We start from the raw sequence: 18,624 nt of genomic DNA, 5'->3' as shown, positions 1-18,624 counted from the left end.
GGCCCCGGTTGAAATAGGAGACGTTGTGGGTCCCTCGCCAGACCGACGAGGTCAGCAGCGCTGCTGAGTTGTGGCTTCAAACGGAGCCGGAGGTCGAGTAGCCCGCGGCTGTGCCGACGGCACAGGCCGCCACCACCAGTCCGGCGACTCCGGCGGTGAGCAGTCCGGCGCCGGCCAGCAGCGCGCAGGCTAGGGAGACGCCTGCCGCCACCGCGACCGGGGACGCGGCCAGCCGGGCCAGGGCGGGTCGCAGCAGGTCTGGTGACGTGCTCAACTGACCTTCTTCTTGCAGATGGTGGTGTAGGGGCCGTTCAGCTTTCCGGTCGCGTTGGTGCGCGTGTAGTAGTGGCCGTCCCAGCAGTTCGTGGTTCCGGCGCTGGTCCGCCAGAACCAGCCGGCGTATCCGGCGCAGGCGGGGTCCCAGCTGTACAGGGTCGAGTAGCTGCCGCTGTTCACCGTGTCGGTGCGGTGGCGGCCGTCGGACCCGCAGTAGCTGGAGCCGATGTAGTCACGGCCCCAGCAGGGGATGTCGCCTCCGGGCGTGTCGTAGCTGATGCAGTGGGTGGGACTCAACGTGGTGCGGTCGCCCTTGGCGGCGAAGGCCGGTACTCGCTCGGCTACCCAGCCGAGCATGCTCAGGGCGAGCGCGCCTCCACCGGCGACAGCTCCGCGCAGGAAGGTCCGGCGACCGACTCCGGGAACCGTGATCTTGAGGTCCGGCACCGGCGTCGTCGCGGGCCGGGTGGCCATCGGCCGGGCACTGCTGCCCTCACCGCCGGCTTCCAGGTCGATCCGAATCTCCGGGATTCGATCCAGCAACGTCGACATGATGTGTCTCCTTAGGGAATCAGCGAGCGGAGGGAACGGACGGGGCCAGCAACTCGTGAACCGCTTCGCGCAGGCCGGCTGCGGACCCGAGCGGGTCGGCGGAGAACAGTGCGCCGGTGGAGTCGAACCTGACGAGCGCCGGCTGGTACGTGAGCAGCAGGGGCGCCGACAGGTCGCTGGCCAGCAGCAGGTTTTCGGCGCCCCGCTCGGTCCAGACGGGCGAGTTGTCGATGCTGATCAGGACCGGGCGGTGGCCTCCGGCGACCAGCTCGCTGGCCAGTTGCGGCCAGATCTCGAAGGCCTCGTCACAGGTGCCGCAGGTGGAGCTCAAGGTCAGCGCCACGGTGTAGGCGCCGGGCCCGGTCGCGGCGAGCTCCGGGAACACGGTCGTGGGGGCGTCCGGGACGGCCCGGCGCTGCAGATCCCTGATCTGGGCGACCAGGCCCGCGTAGCCGAGCACGAGCAGCGCGATCGCCACCCACGACATGATCAGCATTGCGAGGATGACGGCGTTCAACTCAGCGGCTCCATCGGATGTCGAGGGTGGCCAGCAGTTGCTCCTGCCCGTCGGCGGTGACGTCGGGGTTGCGCCCGAGGTCGTCGTTGATCATCGCGACGGCCTCCGTCCCGGCGTGCAGGTACTTGCCGAGACTGGCCTTGCCATCGGCGGCGTCCACGGTCTTCTTCCAGACCGTGCCCTGGGCGACGGCGAGTCCCTCCTGCTTCGGGATCAGGGCGGCGGCATCGTCGCGGGGATAGATCGTCACCATCCCTGAATCGGTGAACTTCACGCCGTAAAGGCTCCACATGACGATGTCGCTGCCGGGCTGCGGCTTGATTTCCAGGCCGGCCGGGCTGTCCTTGAGCGTGATCTGGTCGAGCAGTTCGACAATGGCGCGCAGGGCCGGTGCGGACCCCGCGCCGCCGAAGATCATGCTGTGGTACGGGCCGTTCCAGACGACCTGCCATCCAAGGCGGTCCGGGGACACGGCGACCAGCAGTGGCCGCCCCCGGTACTGCACGGTCTGCGTGACGGTGTAGTCGTTGTGCGCAATGCCGTATTCGGCGTATTCGTGCGTGCCGACCGAAACACCGATGGCGAGCGTCTTGCTGGTCATCCGGGCGTGCCAGAACCAATCGTCCTGCATCGTTTCGGTGACGCAGGACAGCGTCACCGCATCGCCGTTGGGCGCGATTGCGCGATGGGTCTGCTTTGTCCTTGCCATGCACCATCCCCCAATGAAGAAGCTCATGCGAACCGATCCGAACGTTGATCGACATCGGTCAGCGAGAAAGGCGATCATGCGGCACCCGGATCACAGGCGTCTGCCCCCGCACAGACAGGTCCATCGATGCGTCTACCGGATGGGCGGCGCCCTCAATGCCTCACAGGCCTACAAATCGCCCGCCAGAGAAGCGCTTAACCGCACAAAACGCTCCACCGGGCGCCCCGGAGGAAACTGTTAACTATCCTTGTGACTTGGCTCACATTTTGATCGGCGTCGGTGTCTTCGGATCCGAAGATGCCGTGGGGACAGACCACGCCACCTGCGTGGAAAGGCCTGCCGAAGATAGGCTGACGGCTCGCTCAACCTTTGCCGGGCCAAGGGCGTTGAGTACACATGGAGCAAACATGAAAGATGACTTCGCGGCATTCGTGGAGCACAGTGGCCCCCGGCTTCTCCGGTTCGGAGTGCTGCTCTGCGGCAGCGTCAGCGATGCCGAAGACCTTCTGCACGACAGCCTCGTGAGCTCCTTTCCGCGATGGCGGAAGCTACGCGATCAACAGCCCGAGGCCTACGTTCGCCGAGCGATGCTCAATCGCCTGCTCAGCCGCCAGCGGTCACCGTGGGTCCGACGTCGCCAGACAGAGGTTCCCGACGCCGCCGCCACCCGTGACGAAATGAGCCGTGCAGATAACCGGAACATGCTCCTCGACGCATTACGGGAACTGCCACCACGCATGCGGGCGGTGATTGTCCTGCGCTATTGGCTCGGATACAGCGAGCAGGAGACGGCGACGACCCTGGACTGCTCGGTCGGATCCGTGAAAAGCCAATCATCGCGAGGGCTGCAACGCCTCCGAGAACTGGTGAAGGATTGTGTCGCATCGGGAGCGGAAGGCCAGAAAAGATGACGGACACCGGCATGCACGACCTGCTCGACCAGGCGGCCAGCACCGGTCAGCTTCCGCCCGGGTTCACCCAGCGCGTCGTCAAGGACGCCCAGACCTATCGCCGCCGGCGTGCCATCGGCGCCGCCGGAGCCGCCGCGGTGGTCGCAGCCGCCGGGTTCATCGGCTTTCAACAGGTGAACGCCGGATCGGACGGGCTTCCAGCAGACCCCGATCTCAGCGCTGCCGCCGCGCTGGCCGCCGAACTCAGCGGCGCCTCCAGCCGGACGATCGACAGCAACCAGATCCTCGCCGTCGGGCAGGCCGGCGAGGAACGGCTCGTCGCCGTACGCCGAACCCCCAACGAGCAGGAGGCGGCAGCCGGCGGCAAAGCCGCCGAGATCTTCGTCGCCAGCGGATCCGGGCCCTTCGTCCGGGCACTGGACTATCTGTCCTACGACTACGGATGCACTCAAGGCGACGACGTGTGCGTCGCGGTCCGGCCGACCGGCCTCGGCTTCTACGTCGTACGGCAGCAGGCGGACGGCGGCAAGTTCGTTCTCGTTCAGGCACCCGCCGATCGGCAGATCAGCGTGACGAGCGGCAGCGACACCGACAAGGTGGGCCAGGCAGACGAAGGGGCCGTCGTGGAGGTGTCCTCAACGGTCACTCCCGAGCAGATCGAGGTCTGGGCGACGTTGCCGGACGGGCGCCGCTATCGGATCCCGAACGCGCCGGGTTCGACGATCGGGACCGCGCCCAAGTAGGCGATCACCAGCCGAGCGCCGGACCGGGAGGCGACGACGATGTCCTCGTCCTCCCGGTCGCCGGTGTCCTTGAAGCCCACAGCCGCACAGAGGGCGGCCGCCACCAGAACCCCGTTGGAGCGAGGATGGGAAGCACCACCGACAGCCGTGCCGCGCACCCCGGACTTGCCGGCATGCCGGTCTATCTGGACTACAACGCCACCACCCCCATCGACCCGCGCGTCACCGAGGCGATGCTGCCCCATCTGACCTCCGTGTTCGGCAACCCGTCCAGCGGTCACGCCTACGGCGCCGGACCGCGGGCCGCCCTTTCCCGGGCGCGTGCGCAGGTCGCGAACCTCATCGGGGCGGATCCGCAGCAGATCGTGTTCACCGCGTCCGGCTCGGAAGCCGACCTGTTGGCCCTGCGCGGTCCGGTACTGGCCTGCGGCCGTCGGCGGCCACACGTGATCACCCAGATCACTGAGCACCCGGCCGTGCTGGAAACCTGCCGGGCCCTGCACCGGCTGCACGGCGCCCGGGTCACGGTGCTCCCGGTCGACGGCCACGGCATCCTCGACCCGGAGGTGCTCGCCGAAGCCATCACCGACGACACCGTTCTGATCTCGGTGATGGCCGCCAACAACGAGACCGGCGCCCTGCAGCCGCTCAGTGAACTCGCCGCCATCGCGCACGCACGCGGGGCACTGATGCACTGCGATGCCGCACAGGCCACTGGAAAGATCGCCCTCGACGTCAACGAATCGGGGGTGGACCTACTTACCGTCGTCGGGCACAAGATGTATGCCCCCAAGGGCATCGCCGCACTGTACGTACGCGACGGCGTACGCCTGGAGCCGGTGGTCTACGGCGGCGGCCAGGAACACGGCCTACGAGCCGGCACCGAGAACGTCGCGCTGGCCGTCGCACTCGGCGCCGCGGCCCAGCTCGCGGCCGACGATCTGCGTGACGGCCTGCCGCAACAGCTGGCAGCGCTGCGCGACGATCTGCACAACAGACTGACCAGCGCGCTGCCCGACCGGATCCACCTCAACGGACCCGTCACCCAGCGGCTGGGTAACACCCTCAACATCAGCATCACCGGCGTCGCCGGTCATGACGTGCTCACCGCCGCACCGCAGATCGCCGCATCCACCGGCTCCGCCTGCCACAGTGGCGCCCACATCCCGTCCCCGGTGCTGACCGCCATGGGCGTGCCCACCGCACAGGCGCTCGGGGCGCTGCGTCTGTCGCTCGGGCGCTGGAGCACTCACGAGGACATCGACATCGCGGCCGTTGCGCTCCTGGACGCGGTAGACCGCTTCCGCCAGGCGAACGGCACCGGCCGCAGGAATTCCACGGTTTAGTTCTTGATTGACCTGCAAGAATGAGCCGGGAAATGGACCACATTATCCCGTCCGAACAATCACGCAGCTCATTTTAAACGACGTACAAGATTGCGAGGAGATCCGGGAAATCCATTGATGTACTACATTGCTGTAGCCGACTTCGCGCCACCAGGCATCGCATCTGATCCCGCTTCAACCTCGCGCCGGCAGGCGGCCGCCATCTGCCACGGGAGGGGCCGCGGGGCCGCAAGGTGCGCAACCGCCCTGCTCATACCATCCTCAACTAGGGCCAATAGGCCTATGTCGAACACAGACAGGGCGGCCGTGGGCACCCGTGTTTCACCCTGTTCACTCGTGTGCGAATGGCACGGCATCCCCCTCGATCCGGGCCTTTCCACTGTGTGCCGTTTCACGCAGCACCGGCTCCACATTGATGACCCGGCTCTCCCCCAGACAGTCATCTCCCCGTACCGCCGGGTAGCGAGCCATTGATCAAGTGTGGCAGGCTGCGGAGTCACGGGGGGTCCGCTTGTCGATTCCACATTGGCTCGGCATGCCCCCGTGCCATCAAAACCGGGGGGTTTATTAATGGCGTTAACAACTTTGGACACCCGAGCGCCGAGCGGCGCCTGGGTCCGTGTGCAGTGGGCCGACGGGTCCAGTCTGGCCGATCGGATCGCCGGAGTGCGGTTCGTCGGCGGCAACTACGGGCGCGGCTTCCAGATCGGCACGCGGGGCAACCACGAGTTCGCCACCACGTACTTCGTGGCCGCTTCGGTGAAGAAGCGGCTCGTGGTCGGCAACCGGGAGGTGGTCATCTCGGAGGCCGACGACGGTAGCTCCACCATCGTGTCGCTGCTGGGCAAGCACCACGAGCTGATGACGGTCTTCTCCGGGCCCGCGCCCACCGACGTCAATCTGACCGGTCTGTTCTCCGTGCTCGACATCGACGACCAGCCGGAGGGCATGCGCGTCGTCCCGAAGAAGTCGACGCTGCTGGGCGTCGCGAGCGAGCATGTGCTCGCCACGATCGAGAACCGGGGTTCGGTCAACGTGCCGTCCCCCGACCGGGGTCGTGACCTGCTGCCGAAGGCACGCGGCGCCAAGACCGCGTCCGGAGAGGTCTGGCGGTCCCGGCTGCCGGGCGTCGAGGCGACGGCCACCGGCGTGGAGAACTTCGCCTTCACCATGGGCTTCTCCAAGGCCGTGGCCGAGGTTCATCTCGATGCGCTGGAGGACGTGCCGGACTCGGAACTGCTCGGCTGGCTCGACGGCATCAACGTCGAGTGGTCCGGACGGTAGTTCGGTGAGTCCGTTGTGGGCCCTGTTGCTTCTGACCTGGGCCGCGATGATCATTCTGTTCCTCGGCCTCGGCGCGGTGCTGCGCGAGGTCCGGATGCTGCGGGCTCAGATCGATGCCGCGGCGGCTACCGGCGAGCGGGTCGACATCGAGCTGCCCGCCAGCGTGGCCGGTGGCCGGGGAGGCCTGGTCCTGGCCGTCGACAGTGGCTGCCCGTTGTGCATCGCCGTGGTTCAGCGGGTCGGGTCCGTGATGTCCGGACCGGACAGTGCGGCAGCGGTCCTGCTGACCTTCGAGCCCGAGGAGCAGTGGAACGGACTCACCGGTGGTCTCCCGGTCGTACGGGACGACCGCGCGTGGTCGGCGATCGCTCATCTGAGCACGCCGATCCTACTGCAGGTGGACGGGCAGGGCCGGGTACGGCGTCTGCACCTGCCGGCCAACGAACGTGACGTCACTCCGGTCCTCCAGTCGTGGGGCCTGTTGAGTCAATCCGAGAAGAATGGGCGGGCCAATGCCGCTTGACATGGAACAGATCCCCGACGCCGAGACCTCGGCTGTCACCGAGCCGACCCTGGCTCTGGCCGGACTGGGCAAGGCGTCCAGCCGGCGCCGTACGGTCCTGCGCGGTGTCGCCTTCTCCAGCCTGACCCTGGGCGCCACCGCGCTGAGCTGGTCGCCGCTGGCGGGTCAGCGTGCGGCCCGGGCGGAGAACGGCCCCAACGGGCTCAAGGGCTGGGACCGGACCGACTGCAGCGATGCCTACCCCCGCGGTTACAGCGAGGAGAAGGACACCGGCGGCTCGTACGTGAACGAGCCGGCGGCCTGCTTCGGCGGTGACTTCATGGGCAGCATGTACTGCTCGTCGGGGTGGCACAAGAAGGGCACCGAGCGCGACGCCCCGATCCTCTACACGTACACGCCGATCTCCACCGCGTGCGGCTCGAGCACCACCAAGAACGCGTGGAAGTGGAAGACCGGCACCAAGGTGTGGCGTTGCTCGGACGGCAACACCCGCGTGTCCGGCGGCGGATCGACGCGCACGTACCTGACGATCTGCCGCGCTCGGGCCTGATGACGGTCGTTACGCCACGGCGCGTGCTGTGGCACCCGCTTGTCGCCGCGGGCCAGGTCGGTGGCCCGGGGCCCCGGGGGGGTGGTGGGGACCACGGTGGCGGTCGCACCCCCCGGGGGGGGGGGGGCCCCCCGGGGGGCCCCGGGGCCCCTGGGGGGGGCCGCGGCGACCGGTGGTGTTCTGCTGCACATCGGTGCCGTTTCCGTGGCCGCGCTCATCGGGTGGCTGGTCGCGGGTGCGGCAGGCGGCTTCGCCGTCAGCGGCTCCACTTGAAGCCGCAACTCGGCCTTCGTGCTGAACTCGCCGGTCGGGCGAGGTCATCCACAATTCTCCTTCTGTCTGGGGCAGGTGCTCGGTGCGCTGGTCACCGCGCTCGGTGCCCTCGTGGTCGGCTCCCTTCTGCGTCTGGCGGCACCGTCGGGCGTGTGGGTCGTGCTGCTGGTGTGCTGGTTCGCCGTCATCACCGTGCGGGAGTTCGGGCTGCTGTCGTTCGGGCTGCCGCAGAATGCCCGTCTGGTGCCCGTGACGGTGTTCCGTCATGGACGGTTCTTCGGTCCGTTGCAGTTCGGCCTTGAGATGGGCACCGGCCTGCGCACCTACGTCACCAGTGGCTTGCCGTACGTTTTGCTGCCGGCCGTAGCGCTGCTCGCGTCACCGGGCGCCGCACTGGTCGCGGGCCTGGGCTTCGGGCTGGGCCGTTCCCTCATGACGACGTCCAACCTGCGGTTCAGCGACGACAACTCGTGGGACCTGGAGTTCTCCCTCTACGAGCGGTGGATCAAGGCCATTCTGGTCATGGCGTTCGCCGGGGGGTTCTTCGCCGCGGTGATCTGAGAATTTTCCTCCGGCGCCTGCAACAGGTGCTCCGGCTCCGGCGTACTAGTTGGAGGAAAACGGAGGTGACATGACGGACACGACGTTCGACGAGTTCGTGCGGCAGGCGCTGCCCGGTCTGGCTCGCTACGCCTACGTGCTCGCCGGCGATCGGCACGCAGCCGAGGACCTGCTGCAGGACTCCCTGGTGAAAGCCATGGGCGCATGGTCGCGAATCAGGCGGGACGGCAACCCGGTCGGCTACGTCAAGACCATCATGGCCCGGACGAATGTCAGCTGGTGGCGCCGGCGGCGCCCGTCCGTGGCGGTCAGTGAAACGCTGGCCGCCACGGACGGGGCCCTGGCCGGGGTGGAACATCGTGATGAGCTGCGCCGGGCGCTGGCCACGCTGCCGCCCCTGCAACGGACGGTTCTGGTTCTCGGTTTCCTCGATGAGGCCGAGGACGAGGAGATCGCCAGTCTGCTGCACCGCCGGCCCGCCACCATCCGTTCCCTGCGGCATCGCGCTCTGCAGAGTCTGCGCCGCAACCTTCGGATCGATGAGCTGCGGTCGCTCGACCGGGCAGCGGACCTTCAGGAGACGCCATGACGGAGAAACTGGAAGAACTGCTGGCCGCCGAGTTCCGCGACGGCCCCTACGACCTGCCGGTCGACGCCGGCCGGCTCACCATGACAGCGCGTCGGCGCCGGTCACGCCGGGCCGCCGGCACCGCCGCGGCAGCCGTCTGCGCGGTAGCGCTGGGTGCCACCACGGGATTCAGCATGCTCAACGCCTCCGGTCCGGGACCCGCGGATCTCCAGCCGGCCGGCCCCGCACTGTCGATCTCATCCGCACCGGCAACGCCGGCACCGGTGCCACTGCGGATCCGGGCGGACAGCGTGCAGATCGGTGAGGCCGTGGTGCGCGGCCTTCCCGCCGAGGCCGAGTTGCTGAACACGGCGGGAGCCGCCGCCCAGCCGCCGGCCGTCGTGCTGCCCAGCACCGGCGACCGGGCCTTGCTCTCGGTGCCGGGCAAGCAGGACGCCGAGACCCGGCTCACCGTCGTGGTCGACTCCCAGGAGCGTCCGGGCCTGCCCGGGGACCCCGCACCTCAGGACTGGTTCGGTGCCCTCGGCGGCGCACAGGCGCTGCTGACGGTCGACGACAGCGCACAGACGACCTATCTGACGATGAACACCCCGGCGGGCCGACGCTGGTACCTGGCAGCGACCGGCGCCGACGCCACCGCTCGGCTCGCCCTCATCGAGGTGGTAGCCGTCGCGACGGCCCCGGGGCGCTGAATCACCGGCGCGGGCCGGCGCCTCCGGTCCGGACCGGCCTGCCCACCCCGGCAAGCTGAGGCGCGAGCCAACCGATCAGGGCGACCAGTATCGCCGCGCATCCGACGACCATCCGATCCGTCACGGCGGCGTCCGCATCCGGCGCTGACGCCGCCACGATCACGGCGCCACAGAACATCCAGGCCCGCACCACCACGCTCCAGGAGACGGCGCTGTCGCCGTCGAAGCAGCCACAGGGTGTTCCGGGTCGCCGGATGCGCAGCACCGTGGTGTAGACACCGAATGCCGCGTACACCGCCGACGCCGGGATCATCAACGGCCAGGTTGCCGTCAGCCACCCGGCGACGGCGCCGGCACCGGCGCCGATCTCGACGACGGCGACCACCGCGGCCAACGGCCGGTGCGTCCACCGCGGAACCATGCGCTGCGCCGCCAGTACCGCCGCGAGATGCACCCGCCGGCGTAGATGCCCGACGCCGGCGGCCACCAGCAGCAGCGCGCCACCCACCGCTATCGCCGTGGCGATCTGCTGACGCATCCGACCTTCTCTCTCCCGGACGGTGTCAGCGGCGCACGTCGGCGGCGCCGGTCCACATCGGAAGGCCGGCCTCCCGCCACGCCTGCACCCCGCCGACCATGTCGGTGGCCCGGTGCAGGCCCATCGCGCGCAGACTCGCCGCCGCCAGGCTGGAGCTGTAACCGTGCCGGCAGACCACGATCACCGCAACGTCGTAGCCGGTGGCCTCGGGAATCCGGTGCGGGGACGCCGGGTCGAGCCGCCACTCCAGGACGGTGCGGTCGATCACCAGGGCGCCGGGAAGGTCGCCCTGCTCCCGCCGTTGGACATCGGTGCGGGTGTCGATCAGCAACGCGCCCGCTTCGGCCGCCGCGAGCACCTCGTGCGGCAGCAACCGTCGTACGCCCATGCGGGCCTCATCGAGAAGCGCCTGAACGCCGCGAGCCGGGGTGCTGGTCATCGAGATTCCTTCGTCAGAATGCGGCGGGCGGTGTCGAGCCGGCGGGTGGCGCCCTGCCGGTCGAGGTACTCCAGCAGCGGCACCGCCACCCGTCGGCTGGTGTCCCATGCCGCGCGGGCCTGACTGACCGTGAACGGCTGCGGTAGCGCGGCGACCCGCCGCAGCGCCTCGGCGGGCGCGCTGGGCAGCAGATAGACGCCGTCGGTGACCCGGATCAGAACGCCCGCGGTGACGGCGGCGGCCAGGTGCTGCCGGGACAGGCCCAGCCGGGCGAGATCCTCGGCGCCGGGCGCGGCGAACGGGGCGTCATGCAACCCGGCACAGATCTCGTCCAGCGCGCGGCGCACCGGCTCCGGGAAGCGGATGCCGGTGTCCCGGCCGTGTACTCCGCTGCCGTCCAGCACCAGCCCCGCCTCGGCGGCCAGGGCTCCGACCAACCGCGCATCGGTGATCCCGGCCCGGCGAGCCGCGGCGTCGGGGGCGATGCCGGGAGACAACGGGTTCGCCGCCGCCCACTCGTCGGCGACCCGGTGCAGTGCGGCCGCCCATTGCTTCCACACGACCGGGTCGACCAGCCACCCGCCGGCGGCGACCACCCCGTCCAGATCGGCGTCGTCCGGGGTGAGGACACCGGCCGTGACCAGCGCCTCGCGCCGAACCGCGCCGCGGCGGCCTACCTCCTCGGCGGCCGTCGGACGATCACGCATCCCGGCCAGAGCGGTGGCCCGCCGCCGGGCGTCGCCGCGGGCGTGCAGTCCCGGCGGCATGGTGTCGAGGACGACGAACCCGGCGACGACGTGCCGGGCGCCCGGATCACGGAGCAGGCCCCGCTCGCCGACGTGCAGCGGCAACGGCGTCGCCAAGGTGAGGCGGGCGGCGGACGGGCCGAGCATCCGCACGCGTACGGCCACCGCCGCCGACCCCAGGTGCAGGGTCAGCTGGGCGGGCAGCCGGTCGGCGGCCCGGACCAGGCGCACGTCCATGGACGTGACCGGGGCGAAGGCGCCCGGCTGGACCAGGGCGTGGCCCCGGCGTACGTCGTCGGTGCTCAGCCCGCGCAGGTTGACCGCGAGCCGGGAGACCGCGCCCGCCCGGTCGACGTCCGTTTTCAGGCTTTGCAGGCCGCGGACCCGCACGGCACGGCCGGACGGGTGGAGCAGCAGGTCGTCGCCGACCGCCACGGTCCCGGACGTCAGCGTCCCGGTCACCACGGTGCCGCTGCCCCGTACGCTGAACGACCGGTCCACCCACAGACGCGCCGGTCCCGGCGCCGGTGTGGGAAGGGCGCGGGTGAGGTCCCGCAGAGTGTGTCGCAGCGTCGCCAGGCCCTGACCGGTCACGGCGGAGACCGCGACCGCCGGAATCCCGGCCAGGCCGGTGCCGTCTAACTGCTCGCGGGCCTGCGCGATCGCCGGGCCGGGATCGGCCAGGTCGCTGCGGGTGACGGCGAGAACCCCGTGGCGTACGTCGAGCGCGTGCAACGCTGCCAGGTGCTCCGCCGACTGCTGCCGCCAGCCCTCATCGGCGGCGACGACGAACATCACGGCGGTGACCGGGCCGACCCCGGCGAGCATGTTCGTCACGAACCGCTGATGGCCCGGCACGTCGACGAACGCGGTCATCTCGTCGTCGGCGAGGCTCGTCCACGCGAAGCCGAGGTCGATGGTCATGCCACGGCGGCGTTCCTCTGCCCACCGGTCGGGTTCCATCCCGGTGAGGGCGCGCACCAGCGTCGACTTGCCGTGGTCGACGTGCCCGGCGGTCGCGATCACGAACACGCGCGCTCCACGGCCTCGAGGAGGGTGTCGTCGTCGGCCGGCGGGACGCAGCGCAGGTCCAGCAGCAGGTGGCCGTCGTGGACCCGGCCGACCACGCACGGCATGCCGCGCCGCAGCGGCGCGGCCAGGTCGGCCGGGAGCCGCACGGCCCATCCGGGCAACGTCAGGCCCGGCGCCGAGCCGCCGCCGACCACACCGTCGCTGGCCGTCACCGTCGCCGCGATGCCGGATGCCACCAGCCGGGCGGCCAGTTTCCCGGCGCGTTCGCGCAGCTCGACCGGGTCGGCGTGCAGGGCCGTGGCGGTGGGAGTGACCGGCCGGCGCAGGGTCGCCTCCAGCGCGGCGAGGGTCAGCTTGTCGACGCGCAGGGCCCGGGCGATCGGGTGGCGGCGCAGCGTCTCGATCATGTCGCGGTCACCGAGCAGCAGTCCGGCCTGCGGGCCGCCGAGCAGCTTGTCGCCGCTGGCGGTGACGATCGTGGCGCCGTTCCGCAGCCAGGTCGCGGCGTCGGGCTCGCCGGGCAGCAGGGGTTCGGGCCGCAGCAGGCCGGAGCCGATGTCGGCGACGACCGGCACACCCAGCCCGGCCAGTTCGGCGACGCCGACGCTGGAGGTGAAGCCTTCGATCCGATAGTTCGACGGGTGGACCTTGAGGATGAAACCGGTGTCCGGGCCGACCGCGTCGGCGTAGTCGCGCAGGTGGACGCGGTTGGCGGCGCCGACCTCACGCAGCCGGGCACCGGCGCCGGCCAGCAGCTCGTGCAGGCGGAAGCCGTCACCGATCTCCACCATCTCGGACCGGGCCACGACGATCTCCCGGCCGGCCGCCAGGGCGGTGGCCGCCAGCACGAGCGCGGCCGCCCCGTTGTTGACCACATGCACGTCACCGGCGTCCGGTACGGCCGCGCGCAACGCCTCCAGGGTGCTGCGACCGCGCCGGGCGCGGGCGCCGGTGGCCACGTCGAACTCGACGTCGACATAGCCGGCGGCGGCGGTGACCGCCTCGACGGCCGCCGCCGACAGCGGGGCCCGGCCGAGGTTGGTGTGCAGCACCACGCCGGTCGCGTTGATGACCCGTCGCAGTCGGGCCGGGGTGACCGGAAGCGCGGCGAGCGCGGTGTACAGGACCGCGGCGGGTTCGATGCGGCCGTCCCGGGCCAGTTGCTGGGCGTCACGGACGGCCTGTTTCACCAGGACCGGGCCGACCTGCCGGTGGGCGTCAGCGAGCAGCGGGTCGGCGAGCAGGGTGTCGGTGCGGGCGATGGCGCGGCGCGGATCGCCGCTCATCGCACCACCAGCGTGTGCTCGCCGTCGAAGGCGATCAGCTCACCGATCACCGTGCCGCCCGGGATCTCGCCGGCGACCAGCAGGCCGCCGGAGGTCTGCGCGTCGGCGAGCAGCAGCCGCTCCAGTTCGGTGACGTGCGGGCCGAAGCTGGTGTGGGGCCGCACCCAGTCGAGGTTGCGGCGCGACCCGCCGCTGACGAAACCGTCGCGCGCCGCCTCGCGGGCACCGTCGAGACAGGGCACCGCGGCCGCGTCGACGACCGCCGTCACCCCGCTCGCACGGGCGAGTTTGTGCAGGTGCCCGAGCAGACCGAAGCCGGTCACGTCGGTTGCGCAGACCACGCCCGCCGCCAGGGCGGCCTTGGACGCCGCCCGGTTCAAGGTGGTCATCGCGGCGACGGCCTGCGGGAACACCTCACCGGTCGCCTTGTGGCGGGAGTTGAGCACGCCGACACCCAACGGCTTGGTCAGGCTCAGCGGGACACCGGGCCGGCCCGCGTCGTTTCGCAACAGACGGCGGGCGTCGCCGATCCCGGTGACCGCCAGCCCGTACTTCGGCTCGGCGTCGTCGACACTGTGCCCGCCGGCCAGATGGCAGCCGGCCTCGCGGGCGATGGCGTATCCGCCGCGCAGCACCTCGGAGGCGACCGTCATCGGCAGCAGGTCACGTGGCCAGGCCAGCAGGTTCACCGCGAGGACCGGGTCGCCGCCCATCGCGTACACGTCGGACAGGGCGTTCGCGGCGGCGATGCGGCCCCAGTCGTACGGGTCGTCGACCACCGGTGTGAAGAAGTCGGTGGTCGCGATGATCGCGGTGTCACCGTCGAGCCGGACGGCCGCCGCGTCGTCGCCGGACTCCAGGCCGACGAGCAGTTCCCACGGCGACGGCGCCGGGCCGCCGTCGAAGACCCCGGCGAGCGCGGACTCCAGCTCACCCGGCGGAATCTTGCAGGCACAGCCGCCGCCGCGAGCGAACTGGGTCAGGCGCAACGAGTCCTCGACCAGATCCATCCGACGTTTCCCCCCGTAGACGTCTTATGGCGGAGGCGGACAGGAATCGAACCCGCCGGCCAGGCTGAGCCAGGCCCACCCGCTTTGAAGGCGGGGGAGACCACCAGGAACTCAAACGCCTCCATACATGGATGGATCCTAGACCACGACCTTCTTCATGAACTCGACATGGTCGACGGTGGGCCCGCCTGCGCGGCGGGCCCACCGTCGTACCGGGGATCGGGTTTCAGGCGCCGTTGACCTCGGCCAGGTAGGCGGCGGCCTTCTCCGGGTCGACGAACCAGTTGAGCAGGTCGTTCGGGTCGTTGAAGCCGGCCGCGAAGCGGCGGGCGATCGCCTCGTTCTGTGTGGACGCGCCGAGCAGCTGCTGCACGTGCGGCGGGAGCGGCTGGAGCATGGCGTTGGTCCAGCCGGTCACCGCCTGGCCGTGCGCGGTCCAGAACGCCTCGAACGTGTCGGTCATCCACTGCTCGTCGAACGGCTGGTCGCCACGGGCCAGGACGGCCCGCAGGTAGTGGTTCGCGGCCTTGGCCGCCGTGTTGCTGCCCTGGCCGGTGATCGGGTCGTTGGCGATGACCACGTCGGCGAGGCCGAGCACCCGGCCGCCGCCGGGCAGGTGGCCGACTGGGTGCCGGACGGTCGGCGTGTAGCGGCCGTGCAGGGTGGCCTTGTCGTCGGTGAGCCGCACGTTCGCGGCCCGCGCGGCGACCCACGGCAGGTGCTCGCGGATCAGGTCGAGGGTGATCTCCAGGTGTTCCTCGGGCACCATCCGGCCGGTGTGACCGGCCCAGCGGTCCAGCGGTCCGCCCGGGATCGCCTCCCAGAAGAGGATGTCGCACGGACCGGTGTGGGTCAGGGCGGGGATCACGAACAGTTCGCCGAGGCCGGGCAGGGCGTGGAAGCCGACGTGCGGCTCCGGCCACTCCGGGTCCGGTTCCAGACCGTGGACGTACGCGACGGCGAGACCCCGCTGCGGCTCGGTGTACGGCGAGCGGGCCGGGTCCCGGTCGAACATCGCGACCAGGTCGCCCTTGCCCGCCGCGACCACCGTCAGGTCGTACCTTCCGAGCTGGGTGATCGCGTCGAGGTCCTGGGTGGTGACCGCGTTGTAGATCACCTCGATGCCGCGCTCCTCGGCGTCCTCCAGCCAGTGGGCCATCTTGATCCGCTGGTCGGTGGACTGGGCCGGGCGTTCCAGCGGCGCGTTGAAGGCCAGCGCCAACCGGCCTTTCTCGACGGAGAGCTGGGGGCGCAGGCCGTGGATCGGCGGCGCCTGGTCCTCCCAGTGGTTGAGCCCGTACGCCCGCTCGGTGTTCAGCGACAGGTCGAACATCGCCTGGGTGGAGGTGGGCCAGCCGGTCCGGATCTCCTCCGGCGTGCGCGCCGACATGAGGGTGACCTCGTACCCCTCGGCCCGCAGCCCGAGAGCGAGCTGGAGGCCGGCCTGACCGGCCCCGACAATCAGGATCTTGCGCATGTTGTTGTCTCCTGTACTAACCGGCGCTCGGTTGCGTGGTCCACCACGGTCAGCAACGCGCGCGCGACGTTGCGCGGGTCGCGGACGTCCGCGGCGATCAGTGGGATGTGCGGGGGCAGGGTGAGCGCCTCCCGTACCGCGGAGAGCTCGTGGGTCTGCACCCCGTGGAACGGGTTGACACAGACGATCCAGGGCACTGTCGCGTCGTTCTCGAAGTAGTTGACCGCGGCGAACGAGTTCTCCAGGTTGTTGGTGTCGACCAGGACCACCGCGCCGACCGCACCGCGGACCAGGTCGTCCCACATCGGCCAGAACCGGGGCTGGCCCGGTGTGCCGAACAGGTACAGCACGAGGGAGTCGTCGATGGTCACCCGGCCGAAGTCCATCGCGACCGTGGTGGTGACCTTGTCGATGCCCGGGTCGAGCCGGTCGATCTGGGCCGCCGCCGCGGTCATCCAGGACTCGGTGCGGATCGCCGGGATCTCCGAGATCGCCTCGACGGCGGTGGTCTTGCCGACGCCGAAGCCGCCGGCGATGACGATCTTCGCCGAGGTCAGCCGCCTGGTCAGGTTCGCCTCACGTGAGTCGGAGAAGGCCGGCACGAAGTCTCTCCAGGAGCGCTAGGTCTTGCGAGGAACGGGTGTCATGCACGACCAGCTGACCGATTCTGAGCAGATCGTTGATCAGCAGGCGGGTCAGGCCGAGCGGCAGGCCGCAGGTGGCCGACAGCTCGGCGACCGAACACATCCGGCGGGCCTGCTCGTAGAGCGACCGGGAGGCCGGGGCCAGGCTGGCGGCGAGGGCCGGGTCGTACCGGTCGCCGGTGGAGACCAGGGTGTGCATCAACAGCGGGTCGCGGCTGCTGGTGCGACCCCGGGCGGTCATGTACGGGCGCACCTTCCAGTGCAGCCCCGGCCTTCGGGCCATCGGTGCCTCCGATCAGCGAGCCGGCGCGGGCAGGGTGTTCTGGTGCAGCGCGTGGCGGGTCTCCGGGGTGAGCGCGTGACCGACGGCTTGACTGAATGTGGTCATGGCGTATCCCAGTTGGCCGATCTGGGTCTGCGGCTGGGCGGAGACCAGCAGCGCCGCGACGAACTCGCCGGCCGGGTCATCGATGCGCAGGAAGGCCAGATGGCCGTGCGGGTAGCGGATGCTCAGGTTCTCCGGGGCGCCGAGTCGCAGGAGGCCACCGAGTTGGCCGGTGATCCCGAGGAATCCGGCGGCGAGCGCGGCGACGCTCTCGGTGTGCTCGCGGCTCAGGTGGCCGGAGGAGGCGAGTTGCAGGCCGTCGGCGGAGACCAGGACGACCGCGGTGATCGTCGGCACCTCACGGACGAGCTGGCCGATCAGCCAGGAGACGTCCGGTTGGCCGCCGTCGGTCCCTTCGCTGGCACCGGCGGGGAAACGGTAGTCAGTCATCGCGGTCCTTCGGTTCTTCCTGGGGGGCGGCACTCTGCTGGGGGGCTCTGGCCCGGGCCGCGTCCACGCCGGCGTTGAAGTCGGCGGCGTCGTCGTGCCAGGCGGTCTGGTGCCGCTGGGCCGCGACCGGGGGCGGCGGCGCACCGGCGCCACGGACACTGGCCGGAACGCGGCGGGGCATCGGCTTCTGCAGCGCCGGAAGCACCATCGTCACGTCGTTCTGATGGTTGCCCACCGGCGGAGGCGCGGGCGCGGGCATCGGGTCGTGCCGCGGCGCCTCGCAGAGCAGGTCCGCGCCGATCAGCAGCATCGCGGTCGTGCCCCGCGGCTGCCGGGGCACCAGGCGCACCCGCAGCGACGCGTGGCGATGGGTGAGCACGGCGGCCACGGTGAGGCCCAGGTGCCCCGGATGCAGCTCACCGGCGGCGGGCTCGGCCGGGTCCGACAGCAGCCGCTCGATCCACGGCACGTGCGCCGGGTTGAGCCCGATCCCGACGTCCTCGACGCGGATCACCACGTCACCGTCGCCGGTCAGGTGCGCGGCGATGGTGACCGGCTCGGTCGGCGGAGAGTAGCGGTCGGCGTTGTCGATCAGTTCGGTCAGGATCCGGATCACGTCGTCGGCCGCGACCGCCGCCACCGCGAGGTCGGCGATCGGGCCGAAGTGCAGGCGCTCGTAGTGCTCGACGGCCGCGCCGGCCGCGTGCGTGAGGTCGTGCAGCGAGGTGATCTGCTGATCCGGGTCGTCGAGCGGCTCGCCGGTGAGCACCCGCAGGTTCTCGGCGAGGCGGCGGACGCGGGTGACGGAGTGATCAATCCGGAACAGGACCTGGCGCCGCTCGGCGTCCTGCTCGCGGAACTCGGCTTCGCCGATGTGGTGAACGGCCTCCCAGGTGAGGGTGAGGAGGCGGAGCGCGAACTCGCCGGCGATCGGGCGCCAGGGGTCCAGCCTCTCCACCGCGGGCGCCGGTGGCGAGGCCGGCACGACGGGAGGCTCGGGCCGCCGCCGGCGTGACCAGCTCCACCAGCGACCTGCTGCGGGCATCGATTACTCCCCAATCAGCCTTCTGTCTCACCGCGGCGGAAGAAGATCACCGGCTACGGAGTCTGTACCGTACCCGCCCGAATGTCCGGATGGCTATTCGCGGTAT

Annotated in this window: 23 protein-coding genes and 1 tRNA gene; 9 read left to right on the top strand and 15 right to left on the bottom strand. The window is 70.5% G+C overall.

The genetic code is table 11. The features are described from left to right. Positions 1-76 precede the first annotated feature (76 nt). The 4 genes from J5X75_RS03315 to J5X75_RS03300 are packed head-to-tail and all read right to left on the bottom strand — an operon-like array spanning position 77 to position 2,054. Entirely contained in the window at positions 77-274 is a 198-nt protein-coding gene (locus tag J5X75_RS03315; protein ID WP_208465760.1) for a hypothetical protein, read from the bottom strand. After that, positions 271-828 carry a hypothetical protein gene (locus J5X75_RS03310; protein WP_208465759.1) on the bottom strand — a complete coding sequence of 186 codons (558 nt, stop codon included), beginning with the start codon at positions 826-828 and terminating at the stop codon, positions 271-273. Before J5X75_RS03310 ends, J5X75_RS03315 begins: the two co-directional genes overlap by 4 nt. A 19-nt stretch (positions 829-847) precedes the next feature. Beyond that, positions 848-1,345 carry a hypothetical protein gene (locus J5X75_RS03305; RefSeq protein ID WP_208465758.1) on the bottom strand — a complete coding sequence of 166 codons (498 nt, stop codon included), beginning with the start codon at positions 1,343-1,345 and terminating at the stop codon, positions 848-850. A 1-nt stretch (position 1,346) separates the two neighbouring features. Next, on the bottom strand, positions 1,347-2,054 hold the full coding sequence (locus J5X75_RS03300; protein ID WP_208465757.1) for a hypothetical protein: 708 nt from the start codon (positions 2,052-2,054) through the stop codon (positions 1,347-1,349). 407 nt (positions 2,055-2,461) lie between these two features. Between J5X75_RS03300 and J5X75_RS03295 the strand changes: the two genes are divergently transcribed. From J5X75_RS03295 to J5X75_RS03255, 9 genes are all read left to right on the top strand, one after another. Further along, positions 2,462-2,965, top strand: coding sequence for a SigE family RNA polymerase sigma factor (locus tag J5X75_RS03295; RefSeq protein ID WP_208465756.1), 504 nt, complete (start codon positions 2,462-2,464; stop codon positions 2,963-2,965). Beyond that, positions 2,962-3,708 carry a hypothetical protein gene (locus tag J5X75_RS03290; protein WP_208465755.1) on the top strand — a complete coding sequence of 249 codons (747 nt, stop codon included), beginning with the start codon at positions 2,962-2,964 and terminating at the stop codon, positions 3,706-3,708. Before J5X75_RS03295 ends, J5X75_RS03290 begins: the two co-directional genes overlap by 4 nt. Before the next feature lie 125 nt (positions 3,709-3,833). Beyond that, positions 3,834-5,054: a cysteine desulfurase family protein gene (locus J5X75_RS03285; RefSeq protein WP_238487281.1), complete on the top strand. Its 1,221-nt coding sequence runs from the start codon at positions 3,834-3,836 to the stop codon at positions 5,052-5,054. Positions 5,055-5,639: 585 nt separating this feature from the next. After that, positions 5,640-6,338 (top strand): hypothetical protein, encoded by a 699-nt coding sequence (locus J5X75_RS03280; protein ID WP_238487280.1) that lies wholly within the window; start codon positions 5,640-5,642, stop codon positions 6,336-6,338. 4 nt (positions 6,339-6,342) lie between these two features. Continuing rightward, positions 6,343-6,861: a hypothetical protein gene (locus tag J5X75_RS03275; protein WP_208465754.1), complete on the top strand. Its 519-nt coding sequence runs from the start codon at positions 6,343-6,345 to the stop codon at positions 6,859-6,861. Further along, positions 6,851-7,411 carry a hypothetical protein gene (locus J5X75_RS03270; protein WP_208465753.1) on the top strand — a complete coding sequence of 187 codons (561 nt, stop codon included), beginning with the start codon at positions 6,851-6,853 and terminating at the stop codon, positions 7,409-7,411. Before J5X75_RS03275 ends, J5X75_RS03270 begins: the two co-directional genes overlap by 11 nt. Before the next feature lie 291 nt (positions 7,412-7,702). Continuing rightward, a complete protein-coding gene (locus J5X75_RS03265; RefSeq protein ID WP_208465752.1) occupies positions 7,703-8,245 on the top strand; it encodes a hypothetical protein in 543 nt (180 codons plus the stop codon). Positions 8,246-8,315: 70 nt separating this feature from the next. After that, a complete protein-coding gene (locus J5X75_RS03260) occupies positions 8,316-8,834 on the top strand; it encodes a SigE family RNA polymerase sigma factor (protein ID WP_208465750.1) in 519 nt (172 codons plus the stop codon). Further along, a complete protein-coding gene (locus J5X75_RS03255; RefSeq protein ID WP_208465749.1) occupies positions 8,831-9,526 on the top strand; it encodes a hypothetical protein in 696 nt (231 codons plus the stop codon). Before J5X75_RS03260 ends, J5X75_RS03255 begins: the two co-directional genes overlap by 4 nt. A 1-nt stretch (position 9,527) precedes the next feature. Here the strand turns inward: J5X75_RS03255 and J5X75_RS03250 are convergent, their stop codons facing one another. From J5X75_RS03250 to J5X75_RS03200, 11 genes are all read right to left on the bottom strand, one after another. Beyond that, positions 9,528-10,064: a MauE/DoxX family redox-associated membrane protein gene (locus J5X75_RS03250; RefSeq protein ID WP_208465748.1), complete on the bottom strand. Its 537-nt coding sequence runs from the start codon at positions 10,062-10,064 to the stop codon at positions 9,528-9,530. Positions 10,065-10,089: 25 nt separating this feature from the next. Next, on the bottom strand, positions 10,090-10,503 hold the full coding sequence (locus J5X75_RS03245) for a rhodanese-like domain-containing protein (RefSeq protein ID WP_208465747.1): 414 nt from the start codon (positions 10,501-10,503) through the stop codon (positions 10,090-10,092). Beyond that, entirely contained in the window at positions 10,500-12,281 is a 1,782-nt protein-coding gene (selB, locus tag J5X75_RS03240; protein ID WP_208465746.1) for a selenocysteine-specific translation elongation factor, read from the bottom strand. The genes J5X75_RS03245 and selB overlap by 4 nt, the downstream gene beginning before the upstream one ends. Next, complete coding sequence (gene selA, locus J5X75_RS03235) at positions 12,272-13,567, bottom strand: L-seryl-tRNA(Sec) selenium transferase (protein ID WP_208465745.1); 1,296 nt, start codon at positions 13,565-13,567, stop codon at positions 12,272-12,274. Before selA ends, selB begins: the two co-directional genes overlap by 10 nt. Further along, positions 13,564-14,577 (bottom strand): selenide, water dikinase SelD, encoded by a 1,014-nt coding sequence (gene selD / locus J5X75_RS03230; RefSeq protein ID WP_208465744.1) that lies wholly within the window; start codon positions 14,575-14,577, stop codon positions 13,564-13,566. Before selD ends, selA begins: the two co-directional genes overlap by 4 nt. Before the next feature lie 27 nt (positions 14,578-14,604). Beyond that, positions 14,605-14,700 (bottom strand) — tRNA-Sec (locus J5X75_RS03225). 103 nt (positions 14,701-14,803) lie between these two features. Beyond that, positions 14,804-16,054: a styrene monooxygenase/indole monooxygenase family protein gene (locus J5X75_RS03220; RefSeq protein ID WP_208465743.1), complete on the bottom strand. Its 1,251-nt coding sequence runs from the start codon at positions 16,052-16,054 to the stop codon at positions 14,804-14,806. Further along, positions 16,039-16,656, bottom strand: a complete 618-nt coding sequence (locus tag J5X75_RS03215) for a GTP-binding protein (RefSeq protein WP_307797903.1) — start codon at positions 16,654-16,656, stop codon at positions 16,039-16,041. The genes J5X75_RS03220 and J5X75_RS03215 overlap by 16 nt, the downstream gene beginning before the upstream one ends. Beyond that, positions 16,631-16,939, bottom strand: coding sequence for a DUF742 domain-containing protein (locus tag J5X75_RS03210; protein ID WP_208465742.1), 309 nt, complete (start codon positions 16,937-16,939; stop codon positions 16,631-16,633). Before J5X75_RS03210 ends, J5X75_RS03215 begins: the two co-directional genes overlap by 26 nt. A 54-nt stretch (positions 16,940-16,993) precedes the next feature. Further along, positions 16,994-17,473 (bottom strand): roadblock/LC7 domain-containing protein, encoded by a 480-nt coding sequence (locus tag J5X75_RS03205; protein WP_208465741.1) that lies wholly within the window; start codon positions 17,471-17,473, stop codon positions 16,994-16,996. After that, positions 17,466-18,518: an ATP-binding protein gene (locus J5X75_RS03200; RefSeq protein ID WP_208465739.1), complete on the bottom strand. Its 1,053-nt coding sequence runs from the start codon at positions 18,516-18,518 to the stop codon at positions 17,466-17,468. The genes J5X75_RS03205 and J5X75_RS03200 overlap by 8 nt, the downstream gene beginning before the upstream one ends. Positions 18,519-18,624: the final 106 nt, after the last annotated feature.

The organism is Actinoplanes flavus (assembly GCF_017592555.1).
In the GTDB taxonomy this organism is placed as follows: Bacteria; Actinomycetota; Actinomycetes; order Mycobacteriales; family Micromonosporaceae; genus Actinoplanes; species Actinoplanes flavus.
The sequence above is the reverse complement of the archived record's forward strand: the minus strand, read 5'-3'. Positions and strand labels throughout refer to the sequence as shown.

What these genes read in the sequence shown, in the direction of transcription:
- J5X75_RS03270 (WP_208465753.1), top strand. Translation starts at nt 6,851, where the DNA reads ATGCCGCTTGACATGGAACAGATCCCCGACGCCGAGACCTCGGCTGTC.
- selA (WP_208465745.1), bottom strand. Translation starts at nt 13,567, where the DNA reads ATGAGCGGCGATCCGCGCCGCGCCATCGCCCGCACCGACACCCTGCTC.
- J5X75_RS03245 (WP_208465747.1), bottom strand. Translation starts at nt 10,503, where the DNA reads ATGACCAGCACCCCGGCTCGCGGCGTTCAGGCGCTTCTCGATGAGGCC.
- J5X75_RS03290 (WP_208465755.1), top strand. Translation starts at nt 2,962, where the DNA reads ATGACGGACACCGGCATGCACGACCTGCTCGACCAGGCGGCCAGCACC.
- J5X75_RS03285 (WP_238487281.1), top strand. Translation starts at nt 3,834, where the DNA reads ATGGGAAGCACCACCGACAGCCGTGCCGCGCACCCCGGACTTGCCGGC.
- J5X75_RS03260 (WP_208465750.1), top strand. Translation starts at nt 8,316, where the DNA reads ATGACGGACACGACGTTCGACGAGTTCGTGCGGCAGGCGCTGCCCGGT.
- J5X75_RS03200 (WP_208465739.1), bottom strand. Translation starts at nt 18,518, where the DNA reads ATGCCCGCAGCAGGTCGCTGGTGGAGCTGGTCACGCCGGCGGCGGCCC.
- J5X75_RS03220 (WP_208465743.1), bottom strand. Translation starts at nt 16,054, where the DNA reads ATGCGCAAGATCCTGATTGTCGGGGCCGGTCAGGCCGGCCTCCAGCTC.
- J5X75_RS03205 (WP_208465741.1), bottom strand. Translation starts at nt 17,473, where the DNA reads ATGACTGACTACCGTTTCCCCGCCGGTGCCAGCGAAGGGACCGACGGC.
- selD (WP_208465744.1), bottom strand. Translation starts at nt 14,577, where the DNA reads ATGGATCTGGTCGAGGACTCGTTGCGCCTGACCCAGTTCGCTCGCGGC.
- J5X75_RS03300 (WP_208465757.1), bottom strand. Translation starts at nt 2,054, where the DNA reads ATGGCAAGGACAAAGCAGACCCATCGCGCAATCGCGCCCAACGGCGAT.
- J5X75_RS03250 (WP_208465748.1), bottom strand. Translation starts at nt 10,064, where the DNA reads ATGCGTCAGCAGATCGCCACGGCGATAGCGGTGGGTGGCGCGCTGCTG.
- J5X75_RS03310 (WP_208465759.1), bottom strand. Translation starts at nt 828, where the DNA reads ATGTCGACGTTGCTGGATCGAATCCCGGAGATTCGGATCGACCTGGAA.
- J5X75_RS03295 (WP_208465756.1), top strand. Translation starts at nt 2,462, where the DNA reads ATGAAAGATGACTTCGCGGCATTCGTGGAGCACAGTGGCCCCCGGCTT.
- J5X75_RS03255 (WP_208465749.1), top strand. Translation starts at nt 8,831, where the DNA reads ATGACGGAGAAACTGGAAGAACTGCTGGCCGCCGAGTTCCGCGACGGC.
- J5X75_RS03210 (WP_208465742.1), bottom strand. Translation starts at nt 16,939, where the DNA reads ATGACCGCCCGGGGTCGCACCAGCAGCCGCGACCCGCTGTTGATGCAC.